The 14,272-nt window shown below is 62.4% G+C and carries 12 protein-coding genes and 1 tRNA gene; 10 read left to right on the forward strand and 3 right to left on the reverse strand.

What is annotated here, in order from left to right; translation table 11 throughout:
- Positions 1-10 precede the first annotated feature (10 nt).
- The gene (locus J3A64_RS18060) at positions 11-1,138 is read left to right on the forward strand and encodes a mandelate racemase/muconate lactonizing enzyme family protein (protein ID WP_210065215.1); all 1,128 of its coding nucleotides are present in this window, start codon (positions 11-13) and stop codon (positions 1,136-1,138) included.
- 10 nt (positions 1,139-1,148) lie between these two features.
- Positions 1,149-1,847 (forward strand): FadR/GntR family transcriptional regulator, encoded by a 699-nt coding sequence (locus J3A64_RS18065; RefSeq protein ID WP_210065217.1) that lies wholly within the window; start codon positions 1,149-1,151, stop codon positions 1,845-1,847.
- Between the two features lie 200 nt (positions 1,848-2,047).
- On the opposite strand, the gene J3A64_RS18070 is transcribed toward J3A64_RS18065, so the two are convergent.
- A tRNA-Leu gene (locus tag J3A64_RS18070) sits at positions 2,048-2,130 on the reverse strand.
- 375 nt (positions 2,131-2,505) lie between these two features.
- Between J3A64_RS18070 and J3A64_RS18075 the strand changes: the two genes are divergently transcribed.
- Genes J3A64_RS18075 through pknB form a run of 7 tightly spaced genes read left to right on the forward strand, consistent with a single transcriptional unit; the run spans position 2,506 to position 12,084 of the window.
- Positions 2,506-3,249 carry a DUF3662 and FHA domain-containing protein gene (locus J3A64_RS18075; protein WP_011772813.1) on the forward strand — a complete coding sequence of 248 codons (744 nt, stop codon included), beginning with the start codon at positions 2,506-2,508 and terminating at the stop codon, positions 3,247-3,249.
- A 5-nt stretch (positions 3,250-3,254) separates the two neighbouring features.
- Complete coding sequence (locus tag J3A64_RS18080) at positions 3,255-3,734, forward strand: FHA domain-containing protein (protein WP_024818875.1); 480 nt, start codon at positions 3,255-3,257, stop codon at positions 3,732-3,734.
- Positions 3,735-3,737: 3 nt separating this feature from the next.
- Positions 3,738-5,441, forward strand: coding sequence for a PP2C family serine/threonine-protein phosphatase (locus tag J3A64_RS18085; RefSeq protein ID WP_210065218.1), 1,704 nt, complete (start codon positions 3,738-3,740; stop codon positions 5,439-5,441).
- The gene (locus J3A64_RS18090) at positions 5,438-6,868 is read left to right on the forward strand and encodes an FtsW/RodA/SpoVE family cell cycle protein (RefSeq protein WP_011772810.1); all 1,431 of its coding nucleotides are present in this window, start codon (positions 5,438-5,440) and stop codon (positions 6,866-6,868) included. Before J3A64_RS18085 ends, J3A64_RS18090 begins: the two co-directional genes overlap by 4 nt.
- The gene (locus tag J3A64_RS18095) at positions 6,865-8,322 is read left to right on the forward strand and encodes a penicillin-binding transpeptidase domain-containing protein (RefSeq protein WP_011772809.1); all 1,458 of its coding nucleotides are present in this window, start codon (positions 6,865-6,867) and stop codon (positions 8,320-8,322) included. The genes J3A64_RS18090 and J3A64_RS18095 overlap by 4 nt, the downstream gene beginning before the upstream one ends.
- Entirely contained in the window at positions 8,319-10,160 is a 1,842-nt protein-coding gene (locus tag J3A64_RS18100) for a protein kinase (protein ID WP_011772808.1), read from the forward strand. Before J3A64_RS18095 ends, J3A64_RS18100 begins: the two co-directional genes overlap by 4 nt.
- Positions 10,161-10,170: 10 nt before the next feature.
- Positions 10,171-12,084 carry a Stk1 family PASTA domain-containing Ser/Thr kinase gene (gene pknB, locus J3A64_RS18105; protein WP_210065220.1) on the forward strand — a complete coding sequence of 638 codons (1,914 nt, stop codon included), beginning with the start codon at positions 10,171-10,173 and terminating at the stop codon, positions 12,082-12,084.
- A 102-nt stretch (positions 12,085-12,186) separates the two neighbouring features.
- On the opposite strand, the gene J3A64_RS18110 is transcribed toward pknB, so the two are convergent.
- The gene (locus tag J3A64_RS18110) at positions 12,187-12,828 is read right to left on the reverse strand and encodes an aminodeoxychorismate/anthranilate synthase component II (RefSeq protein WP_014920291.1); all 642 of its coding nucleotides are present in this window, start codon (positions 12,826-12,828) and stop codon (positions 12,187-12,189) included.
- A gap of 170 nt (positions 12,829-12,998) precedes the next feature.
- The gene (locus J3A64_RS18115; RefSeq protein WP_011772804.1) at positions 12,999-13,829 is read right to left on the reverse strand and encodes a class E sortase; all 831 of its coding nucleotides are present in this window, start codon (positions 13,827-13,829) and stop codon (positions 12,999-13,001) included.
- A gap of 156 nt (positions 13,830-13,985) precedes the next feature.
- On the opposite strand from J3A64_RS18115, the gene J3A64_RS18120 reads away from it, so the two are divergent.
- Positions 13,986-14,240 (forward strand): cell division protein CrgA, encoded by a 255-nt coding sequence (locus tag J3A64_RS18120; protein ID WP_043469552.1) that lies wholly within the window; start codon positions 13,986-13,988, stop codon positions 14,238-14,240.
- Positions 14,241-14,272 lie beyond the last annotated feature (32 nt).

Raw genomic sequence — 14,272 nt, forward strand, 5'->3', positions numbered from 1 at the left:
TAGGAGAACCATGAGCACCGTAGATCTGATTCGCCACGTCAAGCTGTCCACGGCACGATTGCCCCTCACCGTACCGATCAGCGACGCCAAAGTCTTTACAGGCCGCCAAAAGCCCATGACCGAAGTGGTGTTCCTGTTCGCCGAGATCACCACAGAGCAAGGCCACAGCGGCATGGGGTTCAGTTACTCCAAGCGCGCCGGCGGCCCCGCGCAGTACGCCCACGCCAAGGAAGTCGCAGAGGGCATCATCGGCGAAGACCCCAACGACATCGGCAAGATCTACACCAAACTCCTCTGGGCGGGCGCCTCTGTGGGCCGTTCGGGCGTAGCCACGCAGGCCCTGGCTGCCATCGACATCGCGCTTTACGATCTCAAAGCCAAGCGTGCCGGACTCCCCCTTGCCAAGCTCCTGGGTTCCTACCGCGACTCAGTGCAGACCTACAACACCTCCGGCGGCTTCCTCAACGCCACCCTGGACGAGGTCAAGGCCCGCGCCAGCCAGTCCATCGAGGAAGGCATCGGCGGCATCAAGATCAAAGTTGGCCTGCCTGATTCCAAGGAAGACCTCCGCCGCGTAGCTGGCATCCGCGAACACATCGGCTGGGACGTCCCGCTCATGGTGGACGCCAACCAGCAATGGGACCGGGCCACCGCGCTCCGCATGGGCCGCCAACTCGAGGAATTCAACCTCATCTGGATCGAAGAGCCGCTGGACGCTTATGATTTCGAAGGCCACGCGCACCTGGCCCAGGTCCTGGACACACCCATTGCCACGGGCGAGATGCTGGCGTCTGTCGCCGAGCACAAGGGCCTCATCAACGCCAACGGCTGCGACATCATCCAGCCAGATGCTCCGCGCGTCGGCGGCATCACCCAGTTCCTGCGCTTGGCCGCATTGGCGGATGAAAGAGGTCTGGGCCTCGCGCCGCACTTCGCCATGGAAATCCATCTGCACCTTGCCGCCGCGTACCCGCGGGAGCCTTGGGTGGAGCACTTCGACTGGCTCGATCCCCTGTTCGAGGAACGCCTGGAAACCAAGAACGGCCGCATGATTGTTCCGGACCGCCCCGGACTGGGCGTCACCCTGAGCGATCAGGCACGTGCGTGGACCACCGATTCCGTGGAGTTCGGCGCGTAATCTGGAACCCATGAGCCGAAACCTGACCGCGGATCTCGCCGCCGACCTTCGCAACCGCATCGTCGACGGCGTCATCCAGCCAGGTGAGAAGCTCCCCAGCGAAAACACCCTCATCAGCGAGTTCGGGGTGAGCCGGACCGTCGTCCGCTCCGCGCTGACACGCTTGCAGGCCGAGGGACTTGTGGAAACCGAACGAGGACGGGGCAGCTTTGCGCTGACCCCACCCTCGGACGGCCCCACGCCCGCCCCCGGAACGCGGGCGGTTGCCAGCATCGAAGAGCGGCTTCAGATGCTCGACTTCCGGATCGGCGTCGAAACCGAAGCTGCCGCACTTGCCGCGCGAAACCACAGCGAACGGCAACTCAAGGCCGCGCACGGCGCCTTGGAACAGTTCATCGCGAGCTCAGGCCACCCCGCCCATTCAATGAAGGCCGACTTCGAGTTCCATCGGGCCGTTGCGGCTGCCACAGGTAATCCCTTTTATACGGATTGCATCTCGGCCCTGGGCCAAACCATGATCACCATGCCCCGCCCGCGCCTCGTATCGGACGATGAGCAGGATTCCCGCGGACGCTTCGAGCAAGTGGTCCACGAGCACTCCTCTATATACGCAGCAATCGCGGAGGGCGATGCTGTGGCTGCCGCAGCGGCGATGCGCCTGCACCTGAGCAACTCACGACGCCGGTTCACGGGTACCGCGCGCAGCTGACGGTCGCGATTGGGGACCGGAGCGGAGGGTCCGGGCACCTTGCGATAGTTCCCCGGCTTACAGGAATCCCCCGCCGTACAACGCCGAGGAGACCGGACAAGGGCGGGTTTCGGAGAGCCGCGGGGCGGGATCCGCGAGACAGGCCGAGCCGTGAAACGCAAAAGAGCCCCGGTCCTAAGACCGGGGCTCTTTCGATTGCGTGCGCGAGGGGGGATTTGAACCCCCACACCCTTTCGGATACTGGCACCTGAAGCCAGCGCGTCTGCCGTTCCGCCACTCGCGCGCAACTTCTTTTTCCGGACTTCGGCTGGTCTCCCAGCTTCGTTTCCTTCAAAAGCAGCGAGATCAAGCATAACGGACATCCGGAGCAAAACACCAATCGGCGGCTGGGCAGAGCTCCGCAGCGGGCTGGGAGTCCCCTAACAACAGCTGAACCTGACGAGAATTTCATCCCCCGCCTCCCGCGCCAACATGGGCCTGGATCGAACTTTTCCGGGTCGTAAGGCGTTGTGGATTAAGGCCATTCCCAGTCAGTCCCAGTAGTATCGGGAAGTGGAAGGGCCGTCAGGCGCGTACTTCGCTGTGTGCGCGGACGGAGCAATGGACGGACTATCGGACCAGGCACAACGGGTGCCGCGGCAAGGAAAGGAGAAGGACCATGGGTTTGCTGGACAAAGTCGAGCGCGGCATTGAAAAGGCCGTCCGCAACGTCTTCTCCACGGGGTCGCGGGCACGTGTTGAGCCGGTGGAGATTGCAAGCAAGCTAAGGCGCGAGTTGGACAACAAGTCCATCACCATCGCAGCCGGGCGGACGCTGGCTCCCAACGTTTTTGATGTCCTGCTCAGCGACGAGGATTTTGCCAGGGCCCAGGAATGGGGAACCCCGCTGGCCGAGGAACTGTGCGACGTCGTTATCCAGCACGTCCGTAGCCAGGGCTACACCCTTCAAGGTGCCGTCCGCATTTCGTTCAGGCGCAATGACGAAGAGCGTGCCGGTCACTTCGAAATTAACTCGCGCACCGAGAAGTCGTCGGATGACGCTGCTCCACAAGCCCCTCGTGCCCACGTTCCGGCTGCCCCGGCGCGGAAACCCACCCGCCTGCAGCCTGTGCTGGACATCGGCGGCCAGCGGTATTCCCTCAACGCCCTGTCCGTTGTCCTGGGCCGCTCCTCGGAAGCGGACATCCTTGTGGATGACACGGGCGTTTCCCGGAAGCACCTTGAGGTCCGCACCGAGAATGGCAGCACTTGGGCTGTTGACCTTGGCTCAACCAACGGCAGTTACGTTAACGGACATAAAGTGAACGGCAGCGTGGAGCTCACAGACGGCTCAACCATCACGATGGGACGTACCAAGATCATTTTCCGCCTCCTCCCCCAAACCCCGGGTGGCCACGCGTGAACGACATCAGCGAACTGACCATTACAGCGCTTCGCTTCGGGTTCCTCCTTTTGTTGTGGGTCTTGATCTTCAGCATCGTGACCACCATGCGCCGCGACTTCCAGATTGGCCGCAAGGCCGTCACTGGCGTTCCCACAGCACGCGAAGTGCGCAAGCATCCTGAGCTCGCAGCTTCTCCGCCACCGGCAATCCAGCATGCACGCACGCTGGTAGTCACGGAGGGCCCGCTCAAGGGCACCACGGTTCCCTTGGCCGCCAGCCCCATCCTGCTCGGCCGCGCACAGGAAGCCACGCTTGTCTTGGAAGATGATTACGCTTCCGGCCGGCACGCACGCCTGTTCCCACAGGGCAGCCGCTGGTTTATCGAGGACCTTGGCTCCACCAACGGCACCTACCTGGCCGATCAACAGCTCACCCGTGCTTTACCGGTTGAGCTTGGCGTCCCCGTGAGAATCGGCAAGACGGTCATTGAATTGAGGCCATAGTCCATGGCTTCTCCCGAGACCCCCAAAGGCCAGGAAAAGCCTGCGGAGCGCCCGCTGATCATGCGCTACGCCGCGCGTTCCGACGTCGGACGGATCCGCTCCAAGAATGACGACTCCGCTTATGTGGGCCGCCATCTTGCAGTCGTGGCCGACGGCATGGGCGGTCACGCCGGCGGCGATGTCGCCTCCGCTTCAACGGTCCTGGACATGATCCACCTTGATCATGACGACTATCCGGAGGGTGCGGAGACCGTCCTTGCCGACGAGATCCAGACCGCAAATTCGCTGCTTTCCGAGCTTGTGCACCAGAATCCCAAGCTTTCGGGCATGGGTACCACCGTTACCGCCCTGCTCTTGGAGGGCCGCAAGCTTCACTTCGCCCACATTGGCGATTCCCGCGCCTACCGGCTGCGCAACAACAAGTTTGAGCAGGTCAGCATTGACCACACGTTCGTGCAGCGCCTTATTGACGAGGGCAGGCTCCGCCCTGAGGAAGCCGAAACGCATCCGCACAAGAACGTCCTTATGCGAGTCCTCGGTGACGTAGATGCCAGCCCTGAACTGGATCTGGACGTCTTGGACGTCGAGCCTGGCGAACGTTGGCTCCTGTGCTCCGACGGGCTCAACTACGTAGCGGGCCACGTCGTGGAACGCATGGTCCGCGAGACCAAGGACCTGCATGAATGTGCTGAGATCCTTGTGGCCCTGACGCTGGAAGCCGGCGCCCCGGACAACGTCACCGTGGTGATGTTGGAGATTGCGGAGGAGACGGACGACGACGTCAACACGGCCGCCGTCGACATCGTTCCTGCCGCGGCACTTGCCGCGGTTGACGAGCCCGAGGCAGTCACGGCCACCAAGTCCGCGGATGACCTGTCTGCGGACAAGGCGGCAGAAGACACCAAAGCCGACTCCCAGGCCAAGGCCGCACGGAAGGCCGATGCTGGATCATCGTTCAGCGCGGGGGATCCTGGCGACTCAAAGGACGACGCTGCGTCTTCGGACGAGTCCAAAGAACCTCCTGCCACTACCGACCCCCATCTTGGTGAGCACTTGTCGGCCGAAGTGCTGCGCGAGGAGTTGGCCAGTCGCCCTCATGAACTCGTTGGCGCCGCCGCCACCGCTGCTGAAACGGGCTCCATTCCTACCGTCGCCGGCCGCACTGTGGCACGCAGGGCAGCGACTGTCCTGACGCATAAAGCCGAGCAAGACCGTGTTGAGGTCGAAGAGCCGGCTCGTCGACGCGTGCGTTGGCTCATGCCTGCCGTCGCGGCCGTTGTGGTCTTGGGCGTCGTGGTTGGCCTATGGCTTGGCTATGCCTGGACACAGACGCGGTACTACGTAGGCGAATACGATCAGCGGGTCGCGATTTTCAATGGGATCTCGCAGAGGCTTGGACCCATTCAGCTTTCCCGGCTTGAAGCCGTAACCGACATCAGGGTGGATTCATTGCCGGAATACGGCCAGCAGAGCGTACGCCAGACGGTCCCGGCGGGTGACCTCAACGGCGCACAGGGCATCGTGGAGAACCTGCGGAACACTGGCAGCGCCTCCGCCAACTGCCCGAGCCCCTCGCCCACGGCCTCGGGATCAGCTACTACCACCCCGACGCCGACTCCGACAGCCACTGTGCCCATACCCAGCACGGCTGCCGTTGCCAGCCCTACTCCTTCGCCCGTCCCGACTCCCTGTGAGGCGGCCAAATGATGCAGACTGAGATCGCCCCCAAGCCCCGCAGGAACGTTGAGCTGGTGCTCATCGTCCTGGCCCTTGCCGTAGGCATCGGCGCCAGTGCGCTGGTGAGCATCAACTCGGAAGTCGGCCTGGACAGTGACTTCTGGTTCCAGTCGAGTCTCCTCGCTGTCGCGGCTTTCGCGTTCCACATTGTCCTGAGGCTCCGCGCGAAGTATGCGGATCCAGTAATTCTTCCCATCGTGGTTGCGCTCAACGGTCTTGGCCTTGCGCTGATTCACCGGATGGACGGTCCCGGGGACGATACGGGCAACAACCAGCTCCGTTGGACACTCATAGCCATGGCGGTCTCCATTGCCGTGATCTGGTTCCTTAAGGATCACCGCATCCTTCGCCGCTTCACCTACATCTCCCTGGCGGCCAGTGCGTTCCTGCTGGTTCTTCCGTTGATTCCGGGCATCTCCGCCGGTGAGATCCTGGGTGCGCGTGTCTGGATCCGTGTGGGTCCCATGACGTTCCAGCCCGGTGAAATCGCCAAGATCACCCTCGCCATATTCTTTGCGGGTTATCTTTCCTCCAACCGGGATCTCATCCTGTTGGCCGGCCGGAAGATCGGCCCCATGCAGTTCCCGCGCTTCAAGGACCTCGGTCCCATGATCACCGCCTGGCTGGTGAGCATTGGCGTGCTCGTCTTCCAGCGTGACCTCGGATCCTCCATCCTCTTCTTTGGCCTGTTCATCGTGATGATCTACGTGGCCACCAGCCGGATCTCGTGGGTGGTCATCGGCCTGTTGTTGATTCTTGGCGGCGGCTTCATTGCCTCCCAGATCTTCTCCCACGTCGCGTTCCGCATCGACAGCTGGATCAATGCGTTCACGCCGGAGGTCTTTGGCAGGTCCCCCGGTGGCAGCGGGCAGATCGTGGAGGGCCTGTTCGGCATGGCCGACGGCGGGCTGGTAGGCACTGGTCTTGGCCAGGGCAGGCCGGATCTGGTTCCGTTCGCCAACAGCGACATGATTGTGGCCCTCATCGGCGAGGAACTTGGCCTGATTGGCCTCTTCGCCGTGGTGATGCTTTACCTGCTGCTCTTTACCCGTGGCTTTCGTGCAGCCTTGGGCACACGTGATGCGTTTGGAAAGCTCCTTGCATGCGGTTTGTCCTTTGCGATCGCCCTACAGTGCTTCGTGGTCATTGGCGGCGTCACCCGGCTCATCCCGCTGACCGGGCTCACCACTCCGTTCCTTGCGGCCGGCGGTTCTTCGCTTCTGGCCAACTGGATAATCGTCGGCCTTCTGCTCATGATCTCCAATACGGCCCGCGGTCCAGTGGACACCACCCCCATGGTCAACAAACCTCCAGCAAGCAGCAGCACCCCGGGCTCACGTAAACCGGCCACAGGACAGACACCCAGCGCACCAACAGAGGCGGTGAAGCAACAATGAACCAGGCTATTCGCAGTAGTTGGATGGCTGCCGTCGCCATGTTCGCGTTGATCTTCGGCGCCATCAGCTACGTCCAGGTGATTGGTGCTGATGACCTCAATGCCAACCCCTGGAACCAGCGAGCTGTTTTGGCGTCCTTCTGCAACGAGCGCGGCTCGATCATTGTGGGTGGAAAGCCTGTGGCGGAGTCAGTTCCCGGGACTGAATCTTGCGCCTTCCAGCGAAAGTACAACCAGCCGGAGCTTTATGCCGGCATCACGGGATACTTCTCCAAGTTCTTTGGTTCCACCGGCTTGGAACAGTCCATGGGGGAAACTCTGGCGGGCAATTCGGATCAGTTGTTCCTGGATCGCATGAGCCAGATGTTCCTCGGCAAGGAGCCCAAGGGAGCGTCAGTGGAGTTGACCTTGGATCCTGCCATCCAGCAGTTGGCCATGGATCTGATTCCTGAAGGCCAGCGCGGTTCCATTGTGGTGACCAACCCCAAGACCGGCGCCATTCTCGCAATGGCTTCCAAGCCGACGTACGATCCCAACTTGATTGCCACGCATGACCGAACCACCGCGGAGGCCAATTACGCCCAGCTGAACCAGATTCCCGGTATCAACCTGAACCAGAACGTCAGCGGCCCTACCGGCAATCTCCTCTCACCTGGCTCGGTCTTCAAGATCATTGATACGGCTGCTGCACTGAACTCAGGGAAGTACAACAAGGACAGTGAACTGCCCAACCCCAGCAGCCTGCCATTGCCCGGAAGCAGTGCCAGCCTGCCCAACTACGCAGGCGGCAACTGCAACGTCCGCGAAACTGCGTCCTTCGCCTTTGCCCTTGAGCAGTCCTGCAACACCCCGTTTGCGAGCATCGCGCTTGATCTCGGCCAGGATGCCATCCGGGAACAGGCGCAGAAGTTCGGCTTCGGCCAGGACTTCGGCGATCAACTCAAGCTGCAGCAGGCCACCAGCATCTTCCCGGAGGACCTGGACCAGGCCCAGTTGGCTCAGTCCTCAGTGGGTCAGCGCGACGTCAAAGCCACACCGCTTCAGATCAACCTGATGACGGCGGCCATCGCCAACGGCGGAGTGCAGATGAAGCCGAACCTGGTTGAGGCCATCCGTGCGCCTGATCTGCGCGTCATCAACGAACCCAAGCCTGAGGCGCTCCGCACCAGCACCACGCAGCCCATCGCCAGTCAGATCACTGAGTGGATGACCAGTGCCGTAGACAATGGCATTGCCAAGGGTGCAGCCGTTCCCGGCGTCAAGGTGGCCGGCAAGACCGGCACCGCCGAGCTCGGCGATTCAGGTTTGAACAACTCATGGTTTACCGGGTTCGCCCCGGCAAACGACCCGCAAGTAGCCGTCACCATTGTCATGGAGAGTGTGGACGTGCAAACCGGGGCCCAGCTAACCAGTCCGAACGCAAAGAAGATTTTTGAGGCGGTGTTGAATAAGTGAGGCCTACTTCAGGAATCACACTCGGCGGCAGGTTCCAGCTGACCAGTCGCATTGCGATTGGCGGCATGGGCGAGGTCTGGAAGGCCAAGGACCAAATCCTCGGCCGGATCGTTGCCATCAAGGTGCTCAAAGAGGAATACACCGGTGACCCCGGCTTCCTCCAGCGCTTCCGCGCCGAGGCACGGCACACTGCCCTGCTCAACCACGTCGGCATCGCCAACGTCTTCGATTACGGCGAGGAAGCCGGTTCGGCCTATCTGGTGATGGAGCTCGTGCCCGGACACCCCTTGAGTGGCATCCTCGAGCGCGAGCAGGTCCTCTCACCGGACATGACGCTCTCTATCATCTCGCAGACAGCGCGGGCCCTGGCGGTTGCGCACGCGCAGGGCTTGGTCCACCGTGACATCAAGCCAGGCAACCTGCTGATCACGCCGGACAACCGCGTCAAGGTCACCGACTTCGGCATCGCCCGATTGGCAGACCAGGTGCCGCTCACGCAAACCGGCCAGGTCATGGGCACCGCCCAGTATTTGGCTCCGGAGCAGGCGACGGGCCAGACGGCAACGGGCTCCTCGGACATCTACTCGCTCGGCGTCATCGGCTACGAGTGCCTCACAGGGCACCGTCCGTTCTCCGGTGAATCGCAGATTGCCATTGCCCTCGCCCAGGTAAACGACGCACCGCCGCCCCTTCCGGAAACGCTGCCCACGCCCGTGCGCGCTCTCCTGATGTCCATGCTGGCCAAGGATCCCAAGAACCGCCCCGCCAACGCCATCAAGCTGGCCGAAGCCGCTGAAGCCATCCGCAATGGGGACATCGCCACGGCGCACGCAGCCGTACCCGGCATGCTGTTGTTCGAATCCACTACCGGACCCATCACGGCGCCTGTGGACACCGCGACGGCCCCCACCGGCGTCGTAACCTCGCCTTACGGCAAGGAGCAGTCGACGACGGCGACCTCCGCACTTCCGGTGCTGGGCGCCGGTGCTGCAGGGGCTGCTCTCGGAGCCGCTGCTGCGTCTGACAACCCCCTGACGCGTGCCAACGCGCTGGAGGCTGAGCGGCAGCTTAGCGACGACGAAGAAGTGGTTTACACCGACGACGAGAACTACGATGACGCTGAACCGGAGCGCAAGAAGCGCAGTCCGTGGACGTGGCCCTTGGTTGCCCTGATCCTTCTGGTCCTGTTTGCCTTGGTTGGTTTCCTGATCTCCCAGTCGGGATTCTTCTCGCCGAGCCCCGCGCCGAGTGAGTCCACCACCACCAGTGCCAGCCGGAGCGCAAGCCCCACCTCCGCGTCGGCCACCCCGACGCCGAGGCCTACGGAGACCTCTGAGGCACCCCAGCCCACGCAGTCGGTTCCCCAGAAAATCAACGTCATCCCGGAGCAATACCAGGGCCAGCCTTTTGAGACGGTCAGCGCACAACTTCGTGCCTTGGGGCTTGGAGTGGACGGTCAGGAAGTCTTCGACGACACAGCTCCCGTTGGTATCGTGACGGGCCTGAACCCCACCGGTCCTGTTAACCCGGGAGAAACCATCACCGTGACCTACTCCAAGGGCCCGGAATTGGTGGCTGTACCCGCCATTGCTCCAGGGGTGGACGAAGCCCGAGTTCAGCAAGCCATTGAAGGTGCCGGACTGCAGTGGGTGGCGGGCGAACCCGTCAACGGTGCAATCGGCCAGCAACCCGGAACCTTTGTCCGGTCCTCGCCGGCAGCCGGCAGCCAGGTCGCAGCAGGCTCAACGGTCACCTACTACCTGTCCAAGGAACTTGTTCCGATCGATCCCGGGACGTCCACTGCCACGCCCACCGGCACCGGCAGCCCGAGTAGATAAGTAAACCGCCATGTCAACGTCACGCCCAGGTCCTGCGCATCGAGAGGAGAGCACACCCGTGTCCTCCCAGCGCATCCTCAATTCTCGCTATGAACTTGGCGAGCTGATCGGTCGTGGCGGTATGGCGGATGTCTACCGGGGAACGGACACCCTGCTGGGACGGACCATCGCCGTCAAGGTCCTGCGAGCGGACCTTGCACGGGATCCCCAGTTTCAGGCCCGTTTCAAGCGCGAGGCCCAAGCTGTAGCGGCGTTGAACCACCCGTCCATCGTGGCCATCTTCGACACCGGCGAATACTCGGTACCTGGAGGGCCGGGCGAAGACGTGCGCGTCCCGTATATCGTCATGGAATACGTGGCCGGACGTACCCTGCGCGACATGATCAAGGCCAACGAGCTTGGCGTCGAGGACTCCGTCGGCTTCACCCTGGGTGTGTTGGGCGCTCTCGAGTACAGCCACCGTGCAGGCATCGTCCACCGCGATATCAAGCCGGCCAATGTGATGGTCTGTGCCGACACCGGGGATGTGAAGGTCATGGACTTCGGCATCGCGCGTGCCATGGCCGATTCTGCCGCCACAATGACCCAGACACAGGCCGTGGTGGGCACTGCCCAATATCTTTCGCCGGAGCAGGCCCGTGGCGAAACGGTGGATGCGCGCAGTGACCTCTACTCGGCCGGTTGCCTGCTGTTCGAGCTGCTGACCAGCAGGCCTCCGTTCATTGGCGACAGCCCCGTATCGGTTGCTTACCAACACGTCCGTGAGACCCCGGACTTGGCCAGCGCCCACAACCCGGAGGTCTCCGAAGCACTGGATTCCGTGTTGGTTAAGGCGCTGCAGAAGAGCCGCACGGATCGATTCCAGGATGCGGCAGCCTTCCGTCGGGCCCTGCGTGCCGCCAGCAACGGCATCCCCGTACCCGCGGTGGCAGCCAGCGAGGCTCCCACGGACCCCAACGACCTCGTGGACCCTGAAGACCCGGCAACAGAGCTTTTGAGCACAACGGCCGTAGGCTTCCTCGATGCCGATCAGTTTAAGGACGAACCGACCGATCAGCCTCAGGAAGAACCGCTTCCGTTGGGCCTCCCACCGGAACGTGAGGTGCCCGAGCGCCAGAAGTCCCGCCGTCGAGCCTGGGTTGCCACGTTGGTGATCTTCACAGTCCTGGTGCTGGCCGGCGGCGGCTTCTGGCTCTACAGCCTCATGAACATGCAACCGCCGCCACCGGCGAAAATTGCCGTTCCGGTAGTCACCAACATGTCCGAATCCCAGGCCATCCAGGCCCTGTACTCGGCCAAACTGAAACCCACATCTGTTCGTGAGCCCAGCGACACCGTGGCCAAGGACATGACAATCGGGACATCGCCGATTGCTGGTGCCATGTTGGAACAAGATGCTGAAGTCGTCCTGAAGATCTCCAGCGGTCCCAGCTCAGTGACCATCCCGGCGGACATCGTGGGGCGCACTGAATTCGACGCACGGGAAGCTTTGCGCAGGCTTGGCATCACCGGCGAAGTAGTGACCGCTTTGACCCACAGCCCCACTGTCCCGGCCGGCGTAGTGCTCGGCACTGCTCCCGCACCGGGCGGCGCGATTGCTGTGGAAAGCAAAGTGGAGCTGCAGGTTTCCACCGGCAAGGTCCTCATGCCTCAGTTGATCGCGTTACCGGCAGCTGAAGCGGAAGCCGCGCTGAAGGCCAACGGGCTGAACATCGCAATCGTGGAACAGGAAAATTCGCAGGTTGCGGCGGGAACAGTCACGGCTCAGAGCGATGCTTTCAACACTGAGGTGGCCCAGGGCAAGGTGGTAACTGTCACGGTGGCCAAGGCCCCCGCACCGGTCCCCACACCGACGCCTACCCCTACTCCTACGGAGACTGAGAAGCCGACGCCGAAGCCCACACCTACGCCAACTAAGAAATAGGGGGCTTCTGCGTCTGTCGCGTCCGCCGACCTCCGCGTGCTCGCTCGTTCCTCGCTTAGACGCACGCTTCCGGTCGACAGCCCGCGACAGACGGTTTAGGTTTTATTGCTTGATCAGTGGGCTCAGCTTTGAGGCGCGTTCCGCCGCCCCGGTCATGCCGAGGGACTCCAACCAGTTGCCCAGCATCTGATATCCGCCTTCTGTGAGCACCGACTCGGGATGGAATTGCACGCCGCAAAGAGGTGCCGTCTTATGCTGCAGCCCCATCACAACGCCGTTGGTGGTCTCCGCGGTGATTTCCAGAACGTCAGGGATGGAGTCCCGAACCGCGGCCAGGGAGTGGTAGCGCGTTGCCGTGACGGGCGACGGGAGGCCGACAAAAACACTCTTGCCTTCATGCCGGACCGGTGACGTCTTGCCGTGCATAAGTTCTGGCGCGTGAGTCACCACTCCGCCATAGGCTTCGGCCAGGGCCTGGTGCCCCAGGCAGACACCGAACATAGGCTTGGCGGCCTCACCGCACCACTTGATGAGCTCGATGCAGACGCCTGCTTCGGCAGGAGTACCCGGGCCGGGGGAGACCAGGACGCCGTCGCGGGTTGCTGCGAGCTCGGTGGCTTCGGCGAGTGTCACGTCGTCGTTGCGGACCACCGTGGTCTCTGCGCCGAGTTCCTGGAGGTATCCCACCAGCGTGTAGACGAAGCTGTCGTAGTTATCCACTACAAGGATTTTTGTTGTGCTCATGGCTGCTGCACTGAACCAATCGTTGAGTCGGTCAAAGTGGTGAATTGGGAAAACCACGGGAAGAGGAACTCGACCATCAGCACCAGTGCTACGCCCACCAGTACCAAGGATGTCAGGATCCGCACCCATAGGGGGCCTGGCAAATTACGGAAGATCCACGCGTACATCTGTTACCCCTTTCCGTGTGCCCGGGCTACTTGGGCGGCGATTTCCGACGGCGGTCCGGCTGAGGCGGGTTGCCAACTATCCAGCATCGAGTACGCGATGATGCGTTCCTGTGCCCCAAACCGCGGGTTGCAACTCGTCATGGTGAGGATACTTTCCGTGGGCTGGACTCCCGGTTGGGTGGGAACGGGCATCAGGACGTCCGTGCGGTCCGGGAGAACGATCTGATTGTTGCGGAACACGTAGGTGTAATAGCCGTCAGCCGTCTGGATGTAGATCTTGTCCCCGGGAACCAGAGTGTGGATGTTATCCAGTACGGCGCCGTGGGTTTGACGGTGGCCGGCCACTGCGAAGTTGCCGGGGGCGCCAGGCATGGTGGTGCTTCCGTAGTGTCCCAGTCCCAGGGTGTCCAGGACGTCTGAACCGGTGCCTTCGATGATGGGGCGTGTGTAGTCCGGGCCGAAACGAGGAATGTAGATGATTCCGATCATTCCAGCGTAGGCCGGTGCCGGCGTAACCACAGGCGGTCCGTAGTCCACGGGGGCGGCGGCAGGCGCTGCAGGAGTTATGGGGCCGGAGAAGTCCTGCGCGAAGCTCTTCACCGCTTCAGTCTGCTTGGCGTCTGCTTCCACGTTGGTCCACCACAGCTCCCAGCCCACAAAGAGGAGCAGGACGATCCCTGCCGTGATGAGCAGTTCTCCCAGGATCTGACTGATTTTCCGGATGACGTCCGAAGCCCGAAGACGCTTGCGGGGGCGGAGTTCCTGCCCATGGCGGGCGGACGGCACGGCTGAAACCGCCGTCTGCTGCTGATGCGCCACAAGGTCTCCTTGCATAGGGCGCGGGCGGCGTGGGCGGACCCCCGGTTGCGGCTAGACTTGACAGCTAGAACCAACCCGGAACGCCGTGTGGCCGTTAACCGCTGGAAATTTCCTTCCTGCAGGATATCAAGGCTGGCGGGACGGGTATTAACCGAACAGCCAGGAGGATCCGTGCCCGAGTCCAAGCCCCGCAAGCGGCCTGCCCGTCAGGCCCAGCAGACTTCCGCAGCACAGCAGTACAAGCCCAACCCGGTTTGGTACAAGGCTGTCATGTTCGGCCTGATGATCCTCGGCCTGATCTGGATCATTACTTTCTACATCACAGAGGGCCAGCTCCCCATCCGCGAGTGGGCCTCGTGGAACATCGTGGCAGGCTTCGGGATTGCGATCGTCGGCTTCCTCATGACCACCCGGTGGCGCTCCTAGGAATTCCGCGCCTCACATTTCCGTGCCCGTGA

Source organism: Pseudarthrobacter sp. PvP004 (assembly GCF_017876035.1).
In the GTDB taxonomy this organism is placed as follows: domain Bacteria; phylum Actinomycetota; class Actinomycetes; order Actinomycetales; family Micrococcaceae; genus Arthrobacter; species Arthrobacter aurescens_A.